Annotated in this window: 14 protein-coding genes and 1 pseudogene; 12 read left to right on the top strand and 3 right to left on the bottom strand. The window is 38.4% G+C overall.

The genetic code is table 11. The annotated features are described in order from the left end of the window. The first annotated feature begins 112 nt into the window (after positions 1-112). The 4 genes and pseudogenes from fdrA (at position 113) to arcC (ending at position 5,069) form a co-directional block, all read left to right on the top strand. Positions 113-1,870, top strand: coding sequence for an acyl-CoA synthetase FdrA (gene fdrA, locus JHE06_RS07370; protein WP_201088349.1), 1,758 nt, complete (start codon positions 113-115; stop codon positions 1,868-1,870). A 49-nt stretch (positions 1,871-1,919) separates the two neighbouring features. Next, a complete protein-coding gene (locus JHE06_RS07365; RefSeq protein WP_058918758.1) occupies positions 1,920-3,182 on the top strand; it encodes a DUF1116 domain-containing protein in 1,263 nt (420 codons plus the stop codon). 120 nt (positions 3,183-3,302) lie between these two features. Then, positions 3,303-4,085: pseudogene (locus tag JHE06_RS12365) on the top strand (oxamate carbamoyltransferase subunit AllH family protein); the annotation flags it as partial. A 42-nt stretch (positions 4,086-4,127) separates the two neighbouring features. Beyond that, positions 4,128-5,069, top strand: a complete 942-nt coding sequence (arcC, locus tag JHE06_RS12180) for a carbamate kinase (protein ID WP_236253567.1) — start codon at positions 4,128-4,130, stop codon at positions 5,067-5,069. Positions 5,070-5,130: 61 nt separating this feature from the next. Here the strand turns inward: arcC and JHE06_RS07355 are convergent, their stop codons facing one another. Further along, a complete protein-coding gene (locus JHE06_RS07355; protein WP_201088347.1) occupies positions 5,131-6,777 on the bottom strand; it encodes a PucR family transcriptional regulator in 1,647 nt (548 codons plus the stop codon). A gap of 195 nt (positions 6,778-6,972) precedes the next feature. On the opposite strand from JHE06_RS07355, the gene JHE06_RS07350 reads away from it, so the two are divergent. Then, entirely contained in the window at positions 6,973-8,184 is a 1,212-nt protein-coding gene (locus JHE06_RS07350) for a pyridoxal-phosphate-dependent aminotransferase family protein (RefSeq protein ID WP_328706717.1), read from the top strand. Between the two features lie 61 nt (positions 8,185-8,245). Here JHE06_RS07350 and allB read toward each other — a convergent pair whose 3' ends face one another. Further along, entirely contained in the window at positions 8,246-9,598 is a 1,353-nt protein-coding gene (gene allB, locus JHE06_RS07345) for an allantoinase AllB (RefSeq protein ID WP_058918755.1), read from the bottom strand. Between the two features lie 48 nt (positions 9,599-9,646). Further along, positions 9,647-11,131, bottom strand: a complete 1,485-nt coding sequence (allW, locus tag JHE06_RS07340; protein ID WP_201088345.1) for an allantoin permease — start codon at positions 11,129-11,131, stop codon at positions 9,647-9,649. Positions 11,132-11,566: 435 nt separating this feature from the next. Here allW and JHE06_RS07335 point away from each other — a divergent pair, with 435 nt between their 5' ends. From JHE06_RS07335 to JHE06_RS07305, 7 genes are all read left to right on the top strand, one after another. Continuing rightward, complete coding sequence (locus tag JHE06_RS07335) at positions 11,567-12,811, top strand: dicarboxylate/amino acid:cation symporter (protein WP_201088344.1); 1,245 nt, start codon at positions 11,567-11,569, stop codon at positions 12,809-12,811. Positions 12,812-12,878: 67 nt separating this feature from the next. Then, complete coding sequence (locus JHE06_RS07330) at positions 12,879-14,237, top strand: citrate transporter (RefSeq protein ID WP_201089970.1); 1,359 nt, start codon at positions 12,879-12,881, stop codon at positions 14,235-14,237. 22 nt (positions 14,238-14,259) lie between these two features. Next, positions 14,260-15,483, top strand: coding sequence for an amidohydrolase family protein (locus JHE06_RS07325; RefSeq protein ID WP_201088343.1), 1,224 nt, complete (start codon positions 14,260-14,262; stop codon positions 15,481-15,483). 314 nt (positions 15,484-15,797) lie between these two features. Beyond that, positions 15,798-16,667, top strand: coding sequence for a DUF2877 domain-containing protein (locus JHE06_RS07320; RefSeq protein WP_201088342.1), 870 nt, complete (start codon positions 15,798-15,800; stop codon positions 16,665-16,667). Between the two features lie 108 nt (positions 16,668-16,775). Beyond that, on the top strand, positions 16,776-17,039 hold the full coding sequence (locus JHE06_RS07315) for a hypothetical protein (protein WP_058918751.1): 264 nt from the start codon (positions 16,776-16,778) through the stop codon (positions 17,037-17,039). 414 nt (positions 17,040-17,453) lie between these two features. Then, positions 17,454-19,334: a beta-N-acetylhexosaminidase gene (locus JHE06_RS07310; RefSeq protein WP_201088341.1), complete on the top strand. Its 1,881-nt coding sequence runs from the start codon at positions 17,454-17,456 to the stop codon at positions 19,332-19,334. Positions 19,335-19,430: 96 nt separating this feature from the next. Further along, on the top strand, positions 19,431-22,511 hold the full coding sequence (locus JHE06_RS07305; protein WP_201088340.1) for a glycoside hydrolase family 2 TIM barrel-domain containing protein: 3,081 nt from the start codon (positions 19,431-19,433) through the stop codon (positions 22,509-22,511). Positions 22,512-22,623 lie beyond the last annotated feature (112 nt).

Genomic DNA, 22,623 nt, shown 5'->3' with positions numbered 1-22,623 from the left:
GTTTTATCTCTCTAAGAGCTGATCAATAAAAAGAACTGCCTTTAATTAAGAGCACTAAATGAGTTTTATAAACTCAGGAATAAAAAAATCAAAGAGATTGCGGGGAATTTTAATGTTACACACAATAATTAAAGAAAATGCGTATCAAGACTCAGTTGTCTTAATGCTTTTGACCAACAAACTCAACACGATCGAAGGCGTTAACCGGGTTTCCATCATGATGGGAACGCCAGCTAACAAAGACCTTTTCGAAGGCAGCGGACTACGAACACCTGAACTTGAAAAAGCTTCAGCAAACGATATGGCTCTTGTAGTAGATACAGATAACGATGAAGTTATCGACACTATTTTAGCTGAAATCGATGAATTTCTAGCTTCACAAGGAGCAGCAGATGAAGGCGATACAGAAGAAACAGCTCGTACTTGGGACACTGCTTTAAAACTAGGCAAAGATGCTAACGTAGCATTGATTTCTGTACCAGGAACGTATGCTGCTCTAGAAGCAGAGAAAGCACTAGACGAAGGGCTTCATCCGTTTATCTTTAGTGATAACGTAGCCATCGAAGACGAAGTTCGCTTAAAGAAAAAAGCACATGAAAAAGGCTTGTTAGTTATGGGACCAGACTGTGGGACAGGCATTATCAATGGTGTACCGATGGCCTTTACGAATATCGTTCGTCCAGGAAGAATCAGCATCATTGGAGCTTCAGGTACAGGTATCCAAGAAGTTTCAACAATTATTGATAAATTAGGCGCAGGTGTAACTAATGCAATTGGTACCGGAGGCCGTGATTTATCTGAAGAAGTCGGCGGTATCACTATGTTGGATAGTATCGTTGCCTTAGAGAAAGACCCAGATACGGATGTGATCGTGGTTATTTCTAAACCACCTGCAAAATCTGTTAGAGACAAAGTCCTTGGTTTATTGAGAACGATTTCTAAACCGGCAGTAACAATTTTCTTGGGTGAAAAACCAACATTCAATGAGAAAGATCTGTACCATGCATATACTTTGGAAGAAGCAGCTAAAATCGCTGTAGCTCTTTTAAATGGCGAAGAAGTCAAGGCATTAGATGAGACGGTTGAAAAACCAGCAGTATCATTGAAACCAGAACAAACATTGATCAAAGGGTATTACTCAGGCGGAACATTAGCCAATGAAGCAGGTATGCTGATTGCTGATGGCTTAAACTTAGCTGAAGGTTTAACACACGAAGAAGGGTTTATTTTAAACTCTGCGGGACATGAAATCATCGACTTAGGTGATGATATGTACACCCAAGGTAAACCACACCCAATGATCGATCCTGAAAAACGGATTGAAATGATCAAGAAAGCTGGCGATAACCCAGAAACAGCGATTATTTTATTAGATGTTGTTTTAGGTTATGGTGCGCATGAAGATATGGCAACTGAATTAGCTCCAGCAATCAAAGAAGCGAAAGCAGCAGCTCAAAAAGACGGTCGCGAATTGGTCGTTTTAGGAACGGTTGTTGGAACATCAGCAGACCCGCAAAACTTTGCACGTCAAAAACAAATTCTTGAAGAGGCCGGCGTAATCGTTTGCGAAAGCAATAACAAAGCCGTTCGGACAGCTTTAGCTATTTTGGGTCATACCATCAAAGATGAACCAAAAGAAGTCAAAGAAATTGCTAACGAGGCAGCTGTCGAAGTTTCTGAGCCATCAGAAGCAACACTAGCTTTATTAAGCCAAAAACCATTTGTGATCAACGTTGGTTTGAAGAGTTTTGCTGAAGCAATTGAAGAAAACAACGGCAAAGCTGTTCAATTCGATTGGAGACCAAGCGCAGGCGGAGACGTAACGTTACAAAAAGTTTTATACTTCTTAAATAGCTACGTTGCAAAATAAAAACGAACAAACAAATGAGTTTCAGAAAATACAGGAGGGTTTATTGACTATGACTTATAAAACAATTGACGAAGCAAACCGTGCAGTAATCGATAAAATCGTTGCCGGAGCACCATTTTTATTGGATGTTGTACCCGCAAAATCAGTAATCGAAGAATTGAATGAAAAGGTCTTGCTGCATGCAGGACCTCCTATCAAATGGGAAAACATGACGGATCCAATGCAAGGCTCATGTGTAGGAGCTGTTCTTTTTGAAGAGTGGGCTGCAACAGAAGAAGATGCAAGAACGTTGTTAGCAAGCGGTGAAGTAAAATTCATCCCTTGTCACTCTGTTAATGCAGTTGGACCAATGGGCGGAATCACATCTGGAAATATGCCGGTTTTAGTAGTAGAAAACCGTACGGATGGAAACATTGCTTATTGTCAAATGAATGAAGGTATTGGAGCCGTTTTACGTTTTGGAGCTTATGGCGAAGACGTTGTGAACCGTTTACGCTGGATGCGCGATGTTTTAGGCCCAGTCTTAAGCAAAGTGTTGAAAACGATGGAAGAAGGCATGAACTTAAACGTTATTATTGCTAAATCAATTGCGATGGGAGACGAGTTCCACCAACGAAATATCGCTGCCTCATTAAACTTCTTAAAAGAAGTAGCGCCAATTGTTACTCAATTGGATATCGACGAAAAAGAACGTCAAGAAGTTATCACGTTCTTAGCAGATACGGACCAATTTTTCTTAAATCCAATGATGGCTGCAGCAAAAGCAGTTATGGATGGAGCACGTATGATTGAATCTGGAACAGTTGTTACAGCTATGGCTCGTAACGGAGAAAATTTCGGTATTAAGATCAGCGGAATGGGCGACGAATGGTTTACTGGTCCTGTTAATACACCACAAGGGTTGTACTTCTCTGGTTATACAGCTGATGATGCTAACCCGGACCTTGGAGACAGTGCGATTACTGAAACTTTTGGTGTAGGTGGTATGGCGATGATCGCAGCACCTGCTGTTACTCGTTTCGTAGGTACTGGCGGCTTCAACGACGCTTTAAAAACGAGTAATGAAATGACTGAGATCACGATTGATCACAACCCGAACTTCCCAGTTCCAACATGGGATTTCCAAGGAATCGTTTTAGGAATCGATGCGCGTAAAGTTGTTGAAACAGGCATTTTACCGGTTATCAATACAGGGATTGCTCATAAAGTTGCTGGACTTGGACAAATTGGAGCAGGAACGGTTACACCTCCAATCGAGTGTTTCGAAAAAGCCATTACAGCTTATGCTAAAAAATTAGGTATGGATATTTAAAGCTATTCTTCCAAAACCAGCGGGTCAATTGGTTAGACATTGACCCGCTTATTTTTAAAAACGACTTCATGGAGCTGGTATAAAGTGATTTATGTGCAAAAAATTTCAGAACAGTTAGAAATGAAATTAATGGAACATCATCGCTGGAAAGTCCATAGTATTTTTAAAAATGGTTTGAATCTGATTAGTGGAAAAGAATTATTGTTTATTGGAACAGACAAAAATGGTGAATTGCCGTTTGCAGTGCATCTTTCGTTTAAAGACACGAAAGAGGTACTAAAAAAAGTTAACATTGGGGATCCATTCACGTATGATCCGCATTCCAAACGATTGCAAAACAACCAGTTTATTTTAGCTTTTGATTATGCAAGTCACTATAACTCACATTTACTGCAACAAAAGCCAGTGAATTGGAAACAGACAACAAAAGTACTGAATGAGGCCAAGATGGTTCAAGATCGCAATGGCTTCGGCGAAAAACTGCCTTTCTCCCTTGCTTATTTAGAACAAATGGACGCTTCATTTTCTCAAGCTGTTAAGGGTCTTATTTCAGAAAAAGAAGAGAACATCCGTGAAGCGCTGCTGTTTTTTATTGGACGCGGCAAAGGGTTAACGCCTTCAGGTGATGATCTTCTGGTAGGGTTGCTAAGTGTTGATTCGGCTTACGGATTATTAGATCAGAATGTTCGTCTGCTATTAGCAGAATTACTTGAAACAACTACGCGTACAACGGCTGTTGCAGAAACCTATCTTCGGTATGCAGTTAACCATTTGTACAGCACAACGATTCTTTCTTTTTTGAAAGAAACTAGCGAAGAATACCAAGGAAACCGCATAAAAACCGATTTCCATCAACTGTTAACAAATGGCAGTACATCTGGATTAGATACAATGACCGGTATCCTATTAGGGTTACTGGTGTTAGAAAAGGAGAGAAACACACTTATGGGAAAAAGAGTCGTTATCGCTCTTGGAGGAAATGCAATTTTACGTCCTAACCAGGAAGCAACTTTTGAAAATCAATTAAAAAACGTAGAAATCAGTACAGATTCAATTTCTAATGTGAAAAAAGCTGGACACCAAGTTATCATTACACACGGGAACGGTCCGCAAGTTGGGAATATTCTCCGTCAAAACGAAGAAGCGAAAGACGTTGTTCCTCAATTGCCATTAGATGCATTAAGCGCACAATCTCAAGGGTTTATTGGTTATATGATGGAACAATCGCTTAAAAATGCTTTAACTGAAAAAGAAATTTCAGGGAATGTCGTCACTCTTTTAACTGAAACAGAAGTAGATGCAAACGATACAGCATTTAACAATCCAACAAAACCGATCGGAGTTTTCTACACAGAAGAAGAAGCTAAACAACTGGAACAAGAAAAAGGCTGGAATATGGCTGAAGATGCAGGACGCGGTTACCGTCGTGTTGTAGCTTCGCCACAACCACAAAAAATCCATGGCGTTAGTTCGATCAAAGCATTGTTAGAAAACGACACCGTTGTCATTTCGACTGGTGGAGGCGGAATTCCGGTTGTAGCAGATGAAAAAGGTCTGTTAAAAGGAATTGAAGCAGTGATTGATAAAGATTTGTCTGGATTACGCTTAGCTGAGCAAGTAGATGCAGATGTCTTTATGATTTTAACTGACGTCAGCAACGTTTACTTGAATTATGGTAAACCAGATCAAAAGAAACTAGAAACAGTTACTTTAGATGAAGCGAACCAATACGTTACGGAAGGTCATTTTGCAGCCGGAAGTATGGGACCGAAAATGGAAGCAGCGATTGCCTTTGCCGCTCAAGGAAAAGAAGCAATCATCTGTTCATTAGAGAACGCTGTTGATGCTCTTGCAGGAACTTCAGGAACTAGAATCGTAGCAAAATAAATCAAATATAAAAAGGTTGGAACAAAAATGACAAAGTCACTTTTATTCCAACCTTTTATTTTTATCCTCGATTTGTTTTATTTTCTTCGGAAAGTTCGAGGGCTAATCTAAGTTTTAAAGATAAGTCAGGATCATTAACGGGCATATCAAATAGTTCTTCGCATTTAGCGATTCGATACTTGACCGTATTGCGGTGAATAAATAACAATTTGGAAGTGAGTGTGATATCACACTGAGATTCCAAATAAATTTTCAGTGTTTTTCTTAATTCTTTATCCATTTCGTTGACTGGAAAAGCTAGTTTTTTTAAAGTAGTGGTACAGAAATGTTCTACTTGTCCTAATGGAGTATTCTCAATCAATTTACTGAACCCTTGGGTCTGGTAATAATGAATGTTGCTTTTTCCGTTTATTTGGGACAGAGACCGATACGTTTCCATGGCTTCTTGGTAAGAAAAGTGAATGGAGGCCATCTCAGCCACTTCATTTCCGATAGAAAAGTGAAGTGAGATAGGCAAACGTTCTTTTAGTTGCTGACAAATCAAATTGAGTTTTGACTCTAAATTGGTTTCTTTCTTTTGTAAAAGGATACCATAGCAAACAGTATCTTTGATTGGAAACAACAAAGCGTTTTCAAATTTTTGAGAGAGCTGTTTTTCCAGCCATTCAAAAGTTAAATGATATCGATCCGCAATCAATTCTTCATCAATCAAAGTAGAATCATCAGATTCGAAACTGACCACAATGATATTGTAATGATCAGATGCAATCAAGCCATAGTCTTTTCCATAATCTAACCAATTAATATCGGATTTTTTTACTTGATTCGTTTCTTGAGTTAATTGGTAGAAAAAAGTTTCTCTTAATTGTAATTTGCTTTCGGTTATTTTTAGGTTCTTATAAAGGGTATGCGAAAGAACGGTGTTTGCTTGTTCAATAGCGAACTGAGAAAAAGGGTAAGGAATCTGATCGGCTTTAAAAATCACTAATAAATAAGGGAAATAAGCGTTGATTTTAATTGGAAATACAGAAACCAGCACTTTATTATCGGCATCGATTTCAAAAAGAAAGGAGGCTTCGTTTCCGATAGTATGAGCTTTTGTTAAATAAGGAATCAGTTGTTGGTGACGATAATTTGAGAAGACGAGGTCTTGCTGGAAATGTCTTGATTCTGCGACAATTTCTGTAAACGGGTTGACCAACATAACAGGACGCTTTAAAATAGTTCCCAAATGACTGATCAGCGCTTGTAAATCAGCACCTTTGATCATCATGTTAGAAAATTTCTTTTGGATGTCTAATGCATAATATAATTTATCCGTTTGCTGGTTCCAAATATAAGAAAGCAATTGGTGAGAAACGCTTCCTAAGGTTACTGTGCTTGGAATTTGTAATAAAGGAAAGTTTAAACTATCCGCAAAGGCGATGACTTCTTCGTCGATCTCACTGAGAAAACGGCCTAACTTAATGCCTAATCCTGCAGCCGGTAATTCATAAAGCGATTGAATGAAGGCGCATAACTTTTTAGGATCATTTTTGAAAGCCATAGCAGTTGTTAATAAGAAAGTATTTTTAGGTAAATATAAAGCAACATCGGGAGTTTCAGTGATTTCGATCGTATCTACTTCTTTAGATAAATCAGCGTGCGTATTTAAAACTCGAATGTTGGAAAAACGTGGTATTTCTAATAGTTCTTTAAGAGTAGTCATTTAATCGCTCCCATATTCGTAAACAGTTAATTTAATCAGATAAAATAGTAAGCCGTAGTTGTTTATTTTTTAGGCGGTTTGTACTAAAATCATTATAGGCTTTAGTTGATTTAAATAATGATAGTCACACTTAATTTACTATACACTAATAATTAAAGAATTCAAATAATAAAAAAATGGAAGAAGGAGTTTTTTATCATGAAAGAAGTTTCAATTCCAAATAGAATTATTATGACCCCTGGCCCTGTTGAAGTAGATCCTCGAGTTCTGAGAGCTATGAGCATGCCTATTTTAGGACAATACGATCCTGTATTCAGAGGCCTAATGGGAGAAGTATCGGAATTATTGAAAATTCCGTTTGAAACCAAAAACACCCATACTTTTGCAATTGACGGTACATCACGTTCAGGGTTAGAAGCTGCTATGCTGGGTTTGATTGAAGAAGGAGACCGCGTATTGATTCCCGCATTTGGACGATTTGCTTATTTATGGGCAGAGCTCGCTGAGCGTGCTGGGGCCGATATCAAAATGATTGAAAAAGAATGGGGTGGAACGTTTGAACCCTCAGAAGTTATTGCTGCTATTAAAGAATATCAACCTAAAGTTTTAGCAATGGTGCATGGCGAAACATCAACTGGTCAGATGCAGGAATTAAAAGAAATTGGACGCTATTGCCAAGAAAACGATGTTTTGTTTATTGTCGATGCGGTCGCAACATTTGCCAGTACTCCTGTTAAAGTCGATGAATGGGGCATTGATATTGCTGTCGGCGGTACACAAAAAGGATTAAGTGTTCCATCAGGCATGTCAACGATCACTTACAACGAGCGTGTTGAAAAGATTTTGACTTCTCGTTACCAAAAAGAACTAGGTTTAGATCCAAAAGTACGCAACAAACGTTTTATCAAAAGCAATTACTTGGATTTAAGCCAAATCCAACGCTATTGGAGCGTAGAAGGAATCAATCACCATACAGAAGCTACTTCTATGATTTATGCTATTCATGAAGGTTTACGCCTTGTACAAGCAGAAGGGCTAACGGACCGTTATGCGCGTCATAAATTAAACGAACAAGCGATGGTTACTGGATTGAAAGCGATGGGGTTGTCTATTTTTGGAGATCCCGCAACGAAATTGCCAACGGTCACTTGTATAGAAGTACCTGAAGGAGTCGACGAAGCTGCGCTGCGTTCTACTTTATTATCTAACTTTGGGGTTGAGATAGCAGGTTCCTTTGGTTCCTTAGCAGGTAAAGCATGGCGCATTGGGAATATGGGCTACAGCAGCCGCAAAGAGAATGTTTTATTGACCTTAGCTGCTTTAGAAGCTTCGCTGCTTGTCAATGGTGCACAAATCAATAAAGGCGAAGGTGTCCTAGCTGCCATGAAAGTGTACCAAGAAAATTAAATGAGTTTTTAAGCAATGAAAAAGGAGCGGCATTTTTAAGCCGCTCCTTTTTTTGTCGTTATTAGTTTAAAATAAATTGACCTTTTGGTGTTTCGGTTACGCCAGTTTTTTGATCGTAAATGGTTTGTCCGCGTAAAATAGTTTTAACAACTTGAGCTCCAATTTCACGACCGATATAAGGACTAAGTTTGTTTTTGTATTCTAAGTCTTCAGCTTTTAAGACATAAGGTGCATCTGGTTTGATAAAGACGAAGTCAGCGTCTTTTCCAATGCTGATTCTGCCTTTAGCATTTAAGTTGTAACGATCAGCAGCATTAGATGAAATAATGCGTCCAAATTGTTCTAAAGACATTCCGCGTTTTTGAACGGCTTCGTCAAACATAACGTCAACGTTGTTTTGTAATCCAGCAACTCCGCCCCAAGCTGAGAAAGCATCGCCTTCTTTTAAATCAGGAGTACAAGGAGAGTGGTCAGAAACAGCAAATGAGATTTCTTCTTTGAATAATTTTTCCCATAAGCCGTCTTGATTTTTTTTGTCGCGGATTGGAGGAGAACATTTAGCAACATTTCCAATTGCGTCTAATTCATCTGTTACAAAGTAGAAGTTGTGAGTACATGTTTCACACGTTACATCAACACCTTCAGCACGTGCTTTAGTAACTTCTTCAACACCTTCAGGACACGCAACGTGACAAATATGAATACGGCAACCTGTTTCTTTAGCGAAAAGGATCGCGCGACGAATCGGTTCAACTTCAGTAAAGACTGGACGAGATTCTACGTAAGCTTTCAACGTTCTAGGACCAGTTTCAGCAGCAATTTGACCTAAGCGATCGGTGATAGCTGCATTTTCAGCATGAATAGCTAATATTTTACCTGTTTTTGCGATCCGTCTCATTCCTTCGTACAATGAATAGTCATCAACATTTTCAAAGTCTTCAGGTTTGCTGCGGTCGCCGCAAGTTGCCATGAAACACTTATAAGCGGTTACGCCGTCTTCATCTAAGTCGCTGATGTCATCTAAGTTTCTTGGAGTCAATCCGCCAAAGACAGCAACATCTGTCGTCATTTTTCCTTTAGCAACGTCAAATTTGATTTGCAGCGATTCTCTGTCAACAGTAGCGGGTAATTGGTTCAAAGGCATTTCAATAAATGAAGTTACGCCGCCTTTAGCTGCTGCTTTTGTTCCGGTTACATAACCTTCCCATTCTGTTCTGCCAGGTTCAGAAATATGAACGTGGGGGTCGATCATTCCAGGAGAAACAATTAAACCGCGGGCATCAACCACTTCACTGGCATCTGACAAATCAGAACCGATGGCTGCGATTTTTCCATCTTTTACCGCAACATCCGTTACGATTGCTTCGCTTTCTAAAATTACAGTTCCATTTTTTATTAGTAAATCATAGTTCATTTCTTTTCCTCCTAAAAATATAATGGTTTTTAAAGTTTGTACATAAGGTTAAATAGCATCTGTGTCCGCATTCATTTCATCAAACTTAGGATTTGCTTTACGGTAGAACGACATTCCAATGATATAAAGAATGAAAGCCGCAATGACACCGACAATCCAAGTCAGGTTTGCAAGAGCAGAAAGAGCGGGGATAAACTTGCCTGAGAAAGCTAGGAAACTGGCAATGATGGTTACAACAAAAGCAACAATATTGAAGCCGCCTTTATAATAACTGTAATCGCCTTTTTCAGGATACAGCTGGGCTAAGTTGATATCTTGTTTCATAATAACAAAGTAATGAGCTAACATAATACCAATAACAGGTCCCAAAATGCCTCCAATAATATCAAGGAAAGCATAAATACTGGTTTGGTTTTCCATTAGCTTCCAAGGCATTAGTAAGAAACTGACAATACTCGCAATAACGACCCCTTGTTTGTAATTAATTTTAGAAGGGAATAGTGCCGCTATTTGGAAACCAGCAGGAACAATATTTCCAGCTGCGTTTGTAGAAATGGTCGTCATCAATATAACGATTGTCGCAAGGGCGATAGCCGGCAAACTGTCCCAGCTGTTAACGATGTCTAAAACATTCCATGTATCGTTGCCGTAATAAACACTAGCACCAGCTAAAATGATAACACTAGTAAAAGCGAATACAATATAAGAAACCAGCAATCCGCTAAATTGACCAACAGCTTGGCTCTTGAATGATTTAGCGTTTTGGGTGAAATCCGAAGCGCTTACAGCTGGGGCAGCCCAAACTGCAACAACAGCGTTAATAATAACCAGGAAAGCCAATAAAGAGGTTCCAGAGTTGTTAAAGCCTTCCGGACGGTATTTCAAAACATTTGCAAGACCGCCGCCGACGTTTAATGCCCAAATGGTCATTCCGCCAAAAACGATATAGATCAAAGGGTTTAAAACAGCAGTAAATTTTTTCAAAACATCTCCGCCGCCTAACCCGATGTATAGATTGACAACCCAGAAAAGAGTGAAGGCAATCAAACCCGGTAGAGAAAGACCAAAGAACTTAATATTTGCGCCAAGATCCAAAAAACCAGGCCAAATTTTAGCAATCAAAATCAGCAAAGCTTGAGAACCGGTATATGTTTGAAGTCCAAACCACATAATAGCTGCAACACAGCCTCGTAAGAAACCTGGAAGCAATGCTCCGCGGATACCATAAGACGCTTTTAAAATCATTGAGAAGGGGATACCGTATTTGCTGCCGGCTGCTCCATTCAAAATCATAATTCCTGCTACCACTAATGCACTAACAACAATAGCTAGCATAACATTAATGGGAGACAAACCTAAAGCTAAAAATCCTCCAACAGCTACATAGTTGGGAACGTTATGGACTGAACCCATCCAAATCGTAAAGTAGTTAAAGGTAGACCATGTTCGTTTTTCTTTATTTTTAGGGATCAAATCTTCTTTATAACCTCGTTCTTGATAAACGTTGAGGTTTTTTTGGCTAATTTCTTTCATTGTTCCACTCCTCATGACTAATCTGTTAAACCAACTTTCTTTGACTCTATTCCTCCTCTTTTAGAAAGCGTTATCAAATTTGGTGTATGTTAAATATACTATAGATAAACTGAAATTTTCATTGGTTAATTCAACTAATTTGTTAATAATCGTTTGTTTAAAGTGACTTAAACTCTTTTCATTATTTTATCGAATAGCCATAAAGATAGCAATAGTAAGGAATCGATAGGAAAGAGCTTTCATAAAAATAATTAATCATGCAGAAGGAGAAGGTAAAAATTCGCTTTCTTAAACCGGGTTTATTATAATTAGATTAACTTTAGATGAACTATTAAAGAATAACCAGAAAGGGAGAGAGGGAATTTTTTTAAAAGCAGCTCTTGCACTAGTGTGTCTGTAACACATACGTGAAAAAATCGCATTGGAGGGGTATTTATGAAATTTTTGAAAAACATCAGTATGACAAACCAGATTATGATCGGAATGGTTCTAGGAATTTTAGCGGGTTTATTGATAGGGCCAGCAATTGCACCAATCAAGATTTTTGGAGATATCTTTTTAAGATTGATACAAATGTCAGTAGTCGTTTTAGTGATGGGAGCTGTGATTGAAGCGGTAGGCAGTTTAGATTCGCGGGAAATCGGTAAATTGGGTATTAAAATAACTGCTTGGTTTATGGGGTCTACGCTAGTGGCAGCGGCACTGGGTATTGTACTTGGCTATTTGATTAAACCAGGGACTGGAATCAATGTGCAATTAGAGTCTTCTGCTATTGAAAGCAATACGGATAGTTTATATGATATTATTTTAAATTTCTTCCCAGCCAATGTAATGGAATCGATGTCTAGCGCGAATATGATTCAAGTCATTATTTTTTCTCTATTATTTGGTTTTTCAATTAGTGTGTTGTCAACGAAAACCGATTTATCGGCTTTAATGGGCGGTATTAAACAATTTAACGTGGTGATTTTGAATATAGTTAAAGTTGTCATGAAGATGGCTCCTTTAGGTATCTTTTCTTTAATTGCTTGGGTTACCGGAACCATAGGACTTGCCGTTATCCTGCCGTTAGCTAAATTTTTACTGGCGATGGCAATCGGAACGGTTATCTTTATGTTCTTGTGGATCATGCTGACTGCAACATATGTCAAAGTAAATCCTTTAATGTTGGCAAAGAAACTTTGGCGAATGACGGTAGTGGCATTCACTACGACATCTTCTGCGATTACACTTCCGGTAAAGATGGAAGATTCTGAAAAGAAACTGGGCATCAGTCCAAGAATCTCACGTTTAGTTGGTCCATTGGGAATGGCATTGAACAGTAATGGTTTAGCATTGTATCTTTCTTTGGCAGCAATAACACTGGCTCAGTTCTATAGTATTGAATTTACGGTATTGGACACCATACAAATGGTCGTTTTATCGACATTGGCTTGTTTAGGGACAGTGGTTGTTCCAGGCGGCGGTTTAGTAGCCTTAGCCATCGTTATTCCATCGTTAGGCTTACCGTTGGAGAGTATTGCTCTATTGGCGGGCATCGATTGGTTTTCAGGAATGTTTAGAACCGTTTTGAATGTAGACGCAGATGCACTGATTGCCATGATTCTGGCACATGATGAAAAAGAAATAGATTACGCTATTTTTAATTCAACAACCGAAGTTTCATCCGAAAGCAACTAAACAAAGCGATTCATTATTTTTTGGAGATAGAATCAAAAAAAACTGTAGCTAAAAGGGGAAGAGTATGATGAAACGATTAAAAAATATTGGTTTATTATTGGTTGTTTTTTTGATAACATTCGCCACACCTCTAATGGTTTTTGCACAGGGAATTGAAGTCACAAAAACGCCTACTGGCTTCATGGCTATCATTACTATCGTCCCGCTGATCGTTGTCTTAACATTATTATTTTTAAAAGTAGACATGATCATTGCCGGTCTGGCAGGCGGTGTACTGGCCATGATCATCGGAGGTATCGGATTAGGGGAAGTCAACAAACAGTTCCTTGAAGCCATTCCGACAATGTTGACGATCACTGTCCCGATCGTCAATTCAGCTATTGCGATGGCGGTATTCAAATCTGGCGGGTATACAGCTGCCTTAATGTTAGCGAAAAGAGGAACGAAAGGGAAAGTAGAATATGTTTCAGCATTTATTGTAATTTTGCTAGCTGCCGCAACGTATATGTCAGGTATCGGCGGGGGAAGTGCCATGGTTATTGCTCCTTTAGCTTTTGCAGCAGTAGGGGTCGTTCCGGAATTGATTGCAGCTATGTCATTAGCGGCTGCCGCTTCTTTTACCACTTCGCCGGCTTCTCTTGAGTCAAGTATCGTTTCAAAATTAGGCGGCTTTCCTATCAGCGAATATGTTTCAACGATGCGTCCTTATTGGTTGCTCTTTGTAGTCGTTGCTATTTTACTAGCTTTTTTTGGTACCAAACGTCGGCACATGGGATTTAAAGAAGAGGCAACCGATGAATATGCACAACTGAGCAACGCTCAATTAGTCAAGATTACTTTACCGGCTATCTTTTTATTGTTTGCAGTCATTCTTGGACCAGTCGTAAACAATTTGGTTGGGGTCGAAATTTTTACGCCATTAGTTTATATGGTGGTAACATTGGCGTTGATTTTCTTTTGTACCAAATTTAATTTAAATGAATCGGTCGAAGCCATGATTGATGGGTCAACGTATATCCTGACGCGTCTCTTTCAAGTAGGGATCTTCTTAGGATTCATTAATGTGATTGCTCGAACGGGTACATTTGCTGTAATCGCCAGTGTTGCGGAATTGGCCCCCACCGCTGTGGTTGTTCCGGTTGCGGTCTTAACAGGTATTTTGATCGGGATTCCTGCTGGTGCATATGTCGGTTCTATTTTAACACTGGTACTGCCGGTAGCCATTTCGTTAGGGTTCTCGCCGCTTGCCTTAGGGTTTGTGACGATTGGGGTCGGAATGGGCAGTCAAATGAGTTTTGTTAATATCACCATGCAAGCCTTATCCTCTGGTTTTGACCTTCCTATTTTGGATATTGTTAAAGGGAATGTGAAATGGATCAGTTTAGCTTCTGTCTTGCTGTTAGTTTTATCCTTAGTCTTTGCATAAAACAAAAAAGGAGAGAATATAAATGGATATTTTATTGAAACAAGTTCGACTAAACGATGGGGAAAGTTTAAAAGATGTGGGGATTCAAGAAGGCAAAATCAGTGCTATTGAAGAGCACATTTCTGAAACAGCTAATCAAGTGATCGATGCAGCAGGTCGAGTCCTCGTGCCTGGTTTTGTAGAAAGCCACATTCACCTGGATAAAGCTTTGATTGCTGATCGCAAGCCTAACAAATCAGGAACTTTGCAAGAAGCTATCAAAGTAACCGCTGAACTGAAACCAACGTTCACGAAAGAAGACATTTACGAGCGGGCCAAAAAGACGTTAGAAATGATTATTCCTTACGGTGTGACCGCAATCAGAACTCATTCTGAATTTGATCCTGCACAAGGGTTTACTGGATTTGAAACCATCTTAAAATTAAAAGAAGAATACAAAAATTTGGTCGATATCCAAGTCGTAGCTTTTCCGCAAGAAGGGATTTTTAAATCTCCGGGCACAGATAAAATGATGCATGAAGCGATGGAAATGGGCGCAGATGTTGTCGGAGGCATTCCTTACAATGATGCACCGGCTAACGAACACATTGATTTGGTATTTGAAATTGCTAAGAAATATGACAAACCCATTGATCTGCACCAAGACTTCAGTGACGAAGCGGATGATATGTCGATTGAGTATTTGTGCCGAAAAACTATTTCTGAAGGGTATCAAGGAAGAGTAGCAGTTGGACATCTGACAGCACTCCATGCATTGCCTAAAGCGCAGTTGGATCCTCTTATCGAATTGATTGCTGAAGCAGGAATCAGCGTGATGTCTTTACCAGCCACTGATTTACACTTAGGGGCACGAAACGATGAATACAATGTAAGAAGAGCCGTTACCCCGATACGCAAATTAAGAGATGGCGGGGTCAACGTATCGATTGCAACAAATAATATTCGAAACGCCTTTACTCCATATGGAAATGGCGACATCCTTCAAACAGCCATGCTGGCGATTCCAGTAGCGCATTTAGGAGGAGCCGATGATTTGCCGACGGTATTGCCGATGATTACTGATCATCCCGCACAAGCAATCGGATTAAAAAATTATGGTATTGCGGTGGGAAATAAAGCCGATGTAGTTTTATTGGATACATTTGTCAAAACGAATGCGATCATCGATATACCTGAGAGACTGTATGTGATTAAGGACGGGAAAGTAACCGTCGAAAACAAAAAGGAAACCATTATTCATCGTTAAAATGGAAACAACAAAACAAAGCCTCGTAAACCAAACGGATTAAATCTATTTGGTTTACGAGTGTTTTTAGTTTTTTTGTCAAATCGTATTGGTGACTTCTTAGGGATTGAAATTTCCACCGGAACTTATGTGTTTGCTTGTAGAAAGCCATGGGATCGTTTGGATCCTTAGTGGTCTCCAGGCTTTCAAGCAGCTACTATTCCTCCAAAAATTTAAAAATTGTAGAATACATTCGTTTCACTTACCAACATAAAAAATGTTAGAATCTGTCTTTGTAGTGTATCAATAAAAGTAAATTTGAAAGGAAGGGAACCATGAACCGAGTATATAAAGAAGAAAAAAGCAATTATCTGAGGACGTTTTTTAAAGAAAATCATGTAGGAGTAGTGCATAGCAAATTTGACCACAGCTTAAATATCAAATTAGGGAAACAATTGGTTCATGTGAGCGATACGCTTGAACCTTTGTCAGCTTTCGGAATAAAAGCAAACGATGAAAAAATCCACTCTCTATTAAAGGCAGTTGAAATCGGTGATTTTGTTAGTTGTCAAAATCAAGTATTGACTTTTTATAACAGTCTAAATAAAATCGCATTGGTCATTGAGCTGGAAACTCTTGCCGAAACCGATTTAAAATTAGTACCGTTTGATGCCCACCCGCAACTTATTGAAGAAACGGTTTTTTTTAAAGAACTTATGGACATCCCGGTACAAATGCAAACCGGTTTGCCAATGAGCGCAAAAACCACTAAATATCTTGAAAATTTAAGGCACTACCCAACGTATGCTTTGACGGCGAATGAGCAAAGTGTGATCATCAATCATTTTTTAGGCAGAGGCATTGGACTTACGCCAAGCGGCGATGATTTTCTTATTGGGTACACAAGCCTATTGATTTTATTTAATCAACAGCATGAGTGGCTTAGACGGTTGCAGCAACTTGTCAGAAGCGGCAAGACGACGGACATCAGTTTAGCTTATTTGAATTGTCTTTTAGAAGGGGGAGTGAATGAAAACATTAAGGAACTCCTAGATTTATTTTATTCAGAAGATCAACAGATTCTCAAAAAAAAAATAGAACGTATGCGTTTATTTGGACATACTTCTGGAACAGACACTTTATTAGGCATCGTCACTGGAACCGAAGCAATGAACCATACAGAAAAGAACAGCAGGGGGATTTAATCAACGATAGATAAGTGTAATTCAGCCTATTGACTATGCCGATTCTATCTATTAATCTATGGGAGCAAGCGCAACTATCACAGCAACTAATGTCAGGAGTAAAGGTACATGAATCAAGGATCTATCGAAGATTTAACCAATGAAGAAATAAAAGAGCTCCAAGAATGTTCTGATTTGATCTTTGTAGAAACCGTAGTGGATGGTTTCTTTGAAGTTAAAGTCAAATCGCCAACTGAAATGTTTCCAACAGATATTTTCTATACGAGAGAATACATTGGCGAATTTTTAATGTCAAAATACAAATTGCACATTTTGATCGAATCTAATAATGGGATGTTTTTGTATCAACCAAATCGTTTAGGGGAAAAATGAAAGAAGAAGCTAGTAATTTAATGCTAGCTTCTTTAGTTTATAGAGAGAAAAGCTTCCTAATTTCAACTATAAAATTAGGGTTGAGAAGAAGAATTCTTAACTCATAAAAAAACAATCTTATTCCATTCTCAAAGTGGAAAAAGATTGTTTTTTGTTGTAACTTACTTTAGCGATTTTTTCGAAAAAAAGTCTATAGTTTGGAGTTTTATACCTATGATTTGTTTCTTACGTCCTTATTTTATTTTAGCTAAGCTAAACATAACAATTGAAAACGATTACTTTTGGAAGGAGATACTTGAATAGGGAAGATATGGATTCACACTATTGGCTTTATTTTTAATAGGTTTAATTATTATTTTTGAATAAGGATTTCAATTAATAAGTCATAAACATTCATTTAAGGAGGAAAACATTGTGAAACTTTATTTTTCTGGAGATACACAAGAGGTAATAGAAGGATTGGAACTGTTAAGTGGTAAATTAGCCATTCAATTAACTAGAGAAGGTTATCCTATAAAAGTCACACAAAGAATGGGCAATCTTAAAGTAACAAATTCCAATGGCCAAGGCGAAATTTTTTATCAAGAAAAAAGCCACTTTTTTAGAGGTGTAGGGTTATTCTTAGAAGCTATTGAAAGCCAGGAGGAATTCGCCATTGAGGAGGTTTTGCAATTTGATACAGGTGGTGCAATGCTGGATTCTTCTAGAAATGCTGTTTTAGCTGTTAAAGGGATCAAAGAGTTGCTTCGTGATATGTCAGTTATGGGTTTAAACTTATTGATGATGTACACTGAAGACACTTACGAAGTCGATGAATATCCTTATTTTGGGTATATGCGCGGACGATACACTAAAAATGAAATTCGAGAGCTTGATCAATATGCTTTGAAGTTAGGAATTGAAATGGTTCCCTGCATCCAAACGTTAGGTCATTTGCGAGAAGCTTTAAAATGGGAATATGCTAACGAATTAAGAGATACAGAAGATATTTTATTAATTGATGAACCTAAAACTTATGAATTTCTAAGAAATTTAATCAAATCTGCAACGGAGCCTTATGTATCTAATCGCATTCATATTGGAATGGATGAGGCACATGACTTAGGGTTAGGCAGATATTTAGAATTGAATGAATATAAAAACCGTTTTGAGTTAATGAATTCTCATTTGCAACAAGTAGTTAAAATTACTGAGTCATTTGGATTACAAGCGATGCTGTGGAGTGATATGTATTTTAAATTAGGTTCTAAAACGAATGAATATACGGATATAAACGCAGAATTTCCTGAAGAAATCATTGCAGGCATCCCAAATGTTCAAATGGTTTATTGGGATTATTACCATACTGAAGAAGCTACCTATGCTGGAATGATGAAAAAGCATTCTGAGTTAGGAGAAAATCAAATTTTTGCTGGAGGCATTTGGACTTGGAACGGACTTGCCCCCAACTATGGGAAAACGTGGGCGACAACTAAAGCAGGGTTAACAGCAGCTAAAAAGAGTGGAGTTAAAGAAGTCTTTGCAACTATGTGGGGCGACAATGGAGCTGAAACACCGGTATTAACAGCCCTGCCTGGATTACAGTTGTATGCGGAACACATGTACCATAAAGATGTTGAAGAAGCTGACGTGGCTAGACGGTTCAATTTTTGTACTGGATCCAATATAGACGATTTTTTGATTTTGCAGAATTTAGATGAGACTACGGGTGTGAGTCCATATAATATCATGACTTCTCAAACATCAAAAATTTTATTGTGGCAAGATAGCTTGATAGGATTGTTTGATGAGAACATCAATGGATTAGACTTAAATCAACATTATGCTGATTTAGTTCCACGATTGGAACAAGCAAAGAAAAACAATCCATCGTTGAATTTATTGTTTGATTTTTATGAAAATCTTGCACGGGTGTTAAGCATAAAAGCAGAGTTAGGTATTCAGTTAAAAGCGGCTTATGATGCAGCTGATCGATTTAAAATGCAAGAGTTAGTGGATGTTGCGCTCGTACTTTCCCGAAAAATAGACGTTTTAAGAAAAAGTCATCGTGAGTTGTGGTTTTCCATAAATAAACCCTTTGGTTGGGAAATATTGGATATTCGTTATGGAGGTGTGCTTTTACGTAATGAAACGACAATTTACCGGCTAACTCAATGGATAAATCATGAAATTGTGTTAATTGAAGAATTAGAAGAAAAACGCCTACCGTTTAAAGGTCCTTATGGGAATCCGGAAGGCAGTCTCGGCAATAGTATGTATCATCGTATCGTTACATCAAGTGCTTTCTCAAGCTAATAAAAAAAAGCCACGCTAATAGAAGCAGCAGATTACTAGAGATTATAGAGACTTCTAGGCTGCTTCTATTCGTCTGTTTATATGGAGGGCAAAAAAATGAGATTAACCGATATTCAAAACCCAGGTAAGCTGCATCGAAACCGTGAACAAAGCCGAGCTTATTTTATTCCTTTTGCTGATGGATATACGGCAATAACAGGTGAAATTAAAAAATCTACTCGTTTTCAATTATTAAATGGACTATGGAAATTTCATTATGCTGAAAACCCAGTAGAAGCTCCACAAGAATTTTTTCAAGAAAATTATGACGTTGGTAAATGGGATGACATTGAAGTACCGTCACATTGGCAGTTAAAAGGGTATGGCCGGCCACAGTATACAAATGTCACTTATCCCTTTCAAGTAGATCCACCGCATATACCAAGTGAGAACCCTACCGGTAGTTATCGACGTCATTTTTATCTCCCGTCGGAATGGGGAAACCACCAAATTTTCTTGCGCTTTGAAGGAGTGGATAACAGCTTTCATATCTGGATCAATGGTCAACAAGTAGGATTCAGCAAAGGCAGCCGATTGCCAGCAGAATTTAACATAACAGCTTATTTAAAAAATGGGGAAAATACGATAGCCGTTCGCGTATATCAATGGTCTGATTCCTCTTATCTGGAAGACCAAGACATGTGGTGGTTAAGCGGGATTTTTAGAGACGTTTATTTACTAGCACGTCCAGCAACATATATTCGAGATTTTTTTGTTCGTCCTTCTTTAGATAAAAATTATGCAGATGCTGATCTTACTGTTGATTTAGACTTTCATCAGTCTGATTTAATGACTTTACAAAATTTGAAATTAACGTATACCTTATTGGACAAACACCAAAAAGAGGTACAAAATGGTTCGGGGAAAATGATTGATTTAGAATCAAAACAGAGCCTTAACCTGTTCGTTAAGCAGCCCCAAAAATGGTCTGCAGAAACGCCATACTTGTATCAATTGGTGTTGACTTTGATAGATGAAGAAGAGACGGTTATCGAAGTTCTGTCCCAAAAGATAGGTTTTCGTTCAGTTGAATTAAAGAATGGGTTGATTCTAATCAATGGCGTACCCATTACATTTAAAGGGGTTAATCGTCATGACACTCATCCTGATTTTGGCCGAACTGTAACGAAAAAAGATATGGAAAAAGATATTCAACTGATGAAGCAAGGGAACTTTAATGCAGTCCGTTCTGCCCATTATCCTAATGATCCTCAATTCTATAACTTGTGTGATGAGTATGGATTATATGTTATGAATGAAGCGGATTTGGAAACCCATGGCTTCGAAACCATAGGTGATGTGAATCGTTTAAGCAATGATCCAACATGGGAAAAAGCCTACGTCGATCGGATGGAAAGAATGGTGGAACGCGATAAAAATCATCCTTCGATCGTATTTTGGTCTTTAGGAAATGAGTCTGGTAATGGTTGCAACCATCAAGCCATGGCAGATTGGACGATAAAAAAAGAACCAGCATTTCTTATCCATCATGAAGGTGCCACAAAAGAGCTCTTTGATACTCAGCAATACCATAAAGATTCGATTATTTCAGCAGTGAATTCAACGATGTACACTTCGATTGATCTTTTAGAAAAACTCGGACGAGATACAACTCATCTTAAACCCCATATTTTATGTGAATACGGACATGCAATGGGAAATGGTCCAGGATCGATGAAAGAATATTGGGAAGTGTTTGAAAAATATCCGAGAATGCAAGGAGGTTTTGTTTGGGAATGGGCTGACCATGGTTTACGACAACAAAATTCAGCTGGTGAAGAATTTTATGCTTATGGCGGTGATTTTGGAGACCAACCCAATGACTATAATTTTGTCATTGACGGTTTGGTGCAACCTGATCGAACACCTTCACCAGCTTATTACGAATTAAAAAAAGTTATGGAACCGGTAAAAATAGAGGCCGCTAACCTTGAAAAAGGGTTCTTCTTAGTAACCAATCAGTATGATTTTCAAACGTTAGACAATTTAAATCTCTCATGGTCACTTAAAGCAAACCATAAAATAATTCAAAAAGGACAGATTTCCATTATGGGAATAGAGCCAAAACAAACGCGAGAAGCGTTCGTGCCGCTTGAACCATTAAAAGCATCTTATTTTGCAGCGGAAAGCTTATGGTTGGAAGTACAATTTACCCTAAAGAGTTCAACGAACTGGGGAGCTATTGGACATGAGGTAGCTTGGAAACAATTCAATTTGCTCCCACAGCCAGCTGAAATAAGTTGGAAACGAACTGTTGGACAAAACGATACGCCGTTAACGATTGAAGAAACACAGAGTTCTCTTTTTATTTCCGGATCAAACTTTGAATTCATTTTTCATAAAGTCAAAGGTCATCTCGTCTCATGGATACACGAAGGACAATTATTAGTTGAAAAAGGACCTGAAATGAATTTTTGGAGAGCTATGACCAATAATGATCATCGATCGGAAAAATTGTGGGAAAACGCAGGTCTTCATTGGCTGCAGCAAAGAACAGATAGCTTTACATGGACTCTTGTAGAGGATAAAAAGACTGTCAAAATTATTATTCAACAACGAATCGGTCCTCCGATGTTGGCTTGGGGGATCAATGCAACACTAAGTTATGAAATTAATAGTGTTGGGGAAGTGCTTATTCAAGCACAAGGCCAACCTGAAAATGACTTTCCACGTACCATTCCGCGAATGGGATTTGAACTGATCTTACCCGAGGAGTTTAATCAGGTTGAGTGGCATGGACGTGGCCCCGGGGAATCCTATAGCGATACAAAAGAAGCAAGCCGTTTTGGAATCTATGAAAGCAGCATAGAAGGACTGAGCTTCGATTATATTTTTCCTCAAGAAAATGGCAATCGAACTGATGTAACCTGGTTGACGCTGACTAATGAACAAGGGCGTGGTTTGCTAGTTACTGGCACAAGGACTTTTGATTTTAGCGCTCGTCATTATACTCAACAAAACTTAGATAAAGCACAGCACATTTATGAATTGAAGAAAACAAAAGAGATTTACCTCTATCTTGATAAACAACAACATGGAATTGGATCCGCTAGTTGTGGTCCAGATGTTTTAGCTGAGTACGAATTGTTAGTTGAACCATTTGCCTTTAATTTTTTATTAAAGCCAATTTATCCTTAAAGCATACCTCGTTGTTAGTCAAATTATTGGTATAGGTTGTTATTTATTTGTGATGAGGATAAACAACAGCTCTAAGCTTACTATTAGTAGCAAACAAAGGTTGTTTTTGCTC

The organism is Carnobacterium sp. CS13 (assembly GCF_016653495.1).
GTDB lineage: Bacteria > Bacillota > Bacilli > Lactobacillales > Carnobacteriaceae > Carnobacterium_A > Carnobacterium_A antarcticum.
The sequence above is the reverse complement of the archived record's forward strand: the minus strand, read 5'-3'. Positions and strand labels throughout refer to the sequence as shown.

Excerpts from the sequence above, each read along its gene's own strand:
- JHE06_RS07325 (WP_201088343.1), top strand. The coding sequence starts at position 14,260 with ATGGATATTTTATTGAAACAAGTTCGACTAAACGATGGGGAAAGTTTA.
- JHE06_RS07365 (WP_058918758.1), top strand. The coding sequence starts at position 1,920 with ATGACTTATAAAACAATTGACGAAGCAAACCGTGCAGTAATCGATAAA.
- JHE06_RS07320 (WP_201088342.1), top strand. The coding sequence starts at position 15,798 with ATGAACCGAGTATATAAAGAAGAAAAAAGCAATTATCTGAGGACGTTT.
- JHE06_RS07315 (WP_058918751.1), top strand. The coding sequence starts at position 16,776 with ATGAATCAAGGATCTATCGAAGATTTAACCAATGAAGAAATAAAAGAG.
- JHE06_RS07330 (WP_201089970.1), top strand. The coding sequence starts at position 12,879 with ATGAAACGATTAAAAAATATTGGTTTATTATTGGTTGTTTTTTTGATA.
- fdrA (WP_201088349.1), top strand. The coding sequence starts at position 113 with ATGTTACACACAATAATTAAAGAAAATGCGTATCAAGACTCAGTTGTC.
- arcC (WP_236253567.1), top strand. The coding sequence starts at position 4,128 with ATGGGAAAAAGAGTCGTTATCGCTCTTGGAGGAAATGCAATTTTACGT.
- allW (WP_201088345.1), bottom strand. The coding sequence starts at position 11,131 with ATGAAAGAAATTAGCCAAAAAAACCTCAACGTTTATCAAGAACGAGGT.
- JHE06_RS07305 (WP_201088340.1), top strand. The coding sequence starts at position 19,431 with ATGAGATTAACCGATATTCAAAACCCAGGTAAGCTGCATCGAAACCGT.
- JHE06_RS07335 (WP_201088344.1), top strand. The coding sequence starts at position 11,567 with ATGAAATTTTTGAAAAACATCAGTATGACAAACCAGATTATGATCGGA.
- JHE06_RS07355 (WP_201088347.1), bottom strand. The coding sequence starts at position 6,777 with ATGACTACTCTTAAAGAACTATTAGAAATACCACGTTTTTCCAACATT.
- allB (WP_058918755.1), bottom strand. The coding sequence starts at position 9,598 with ATGAACTATGATTTACTAATAAAAAATGGAACTGTAATTTTAGAAAGC.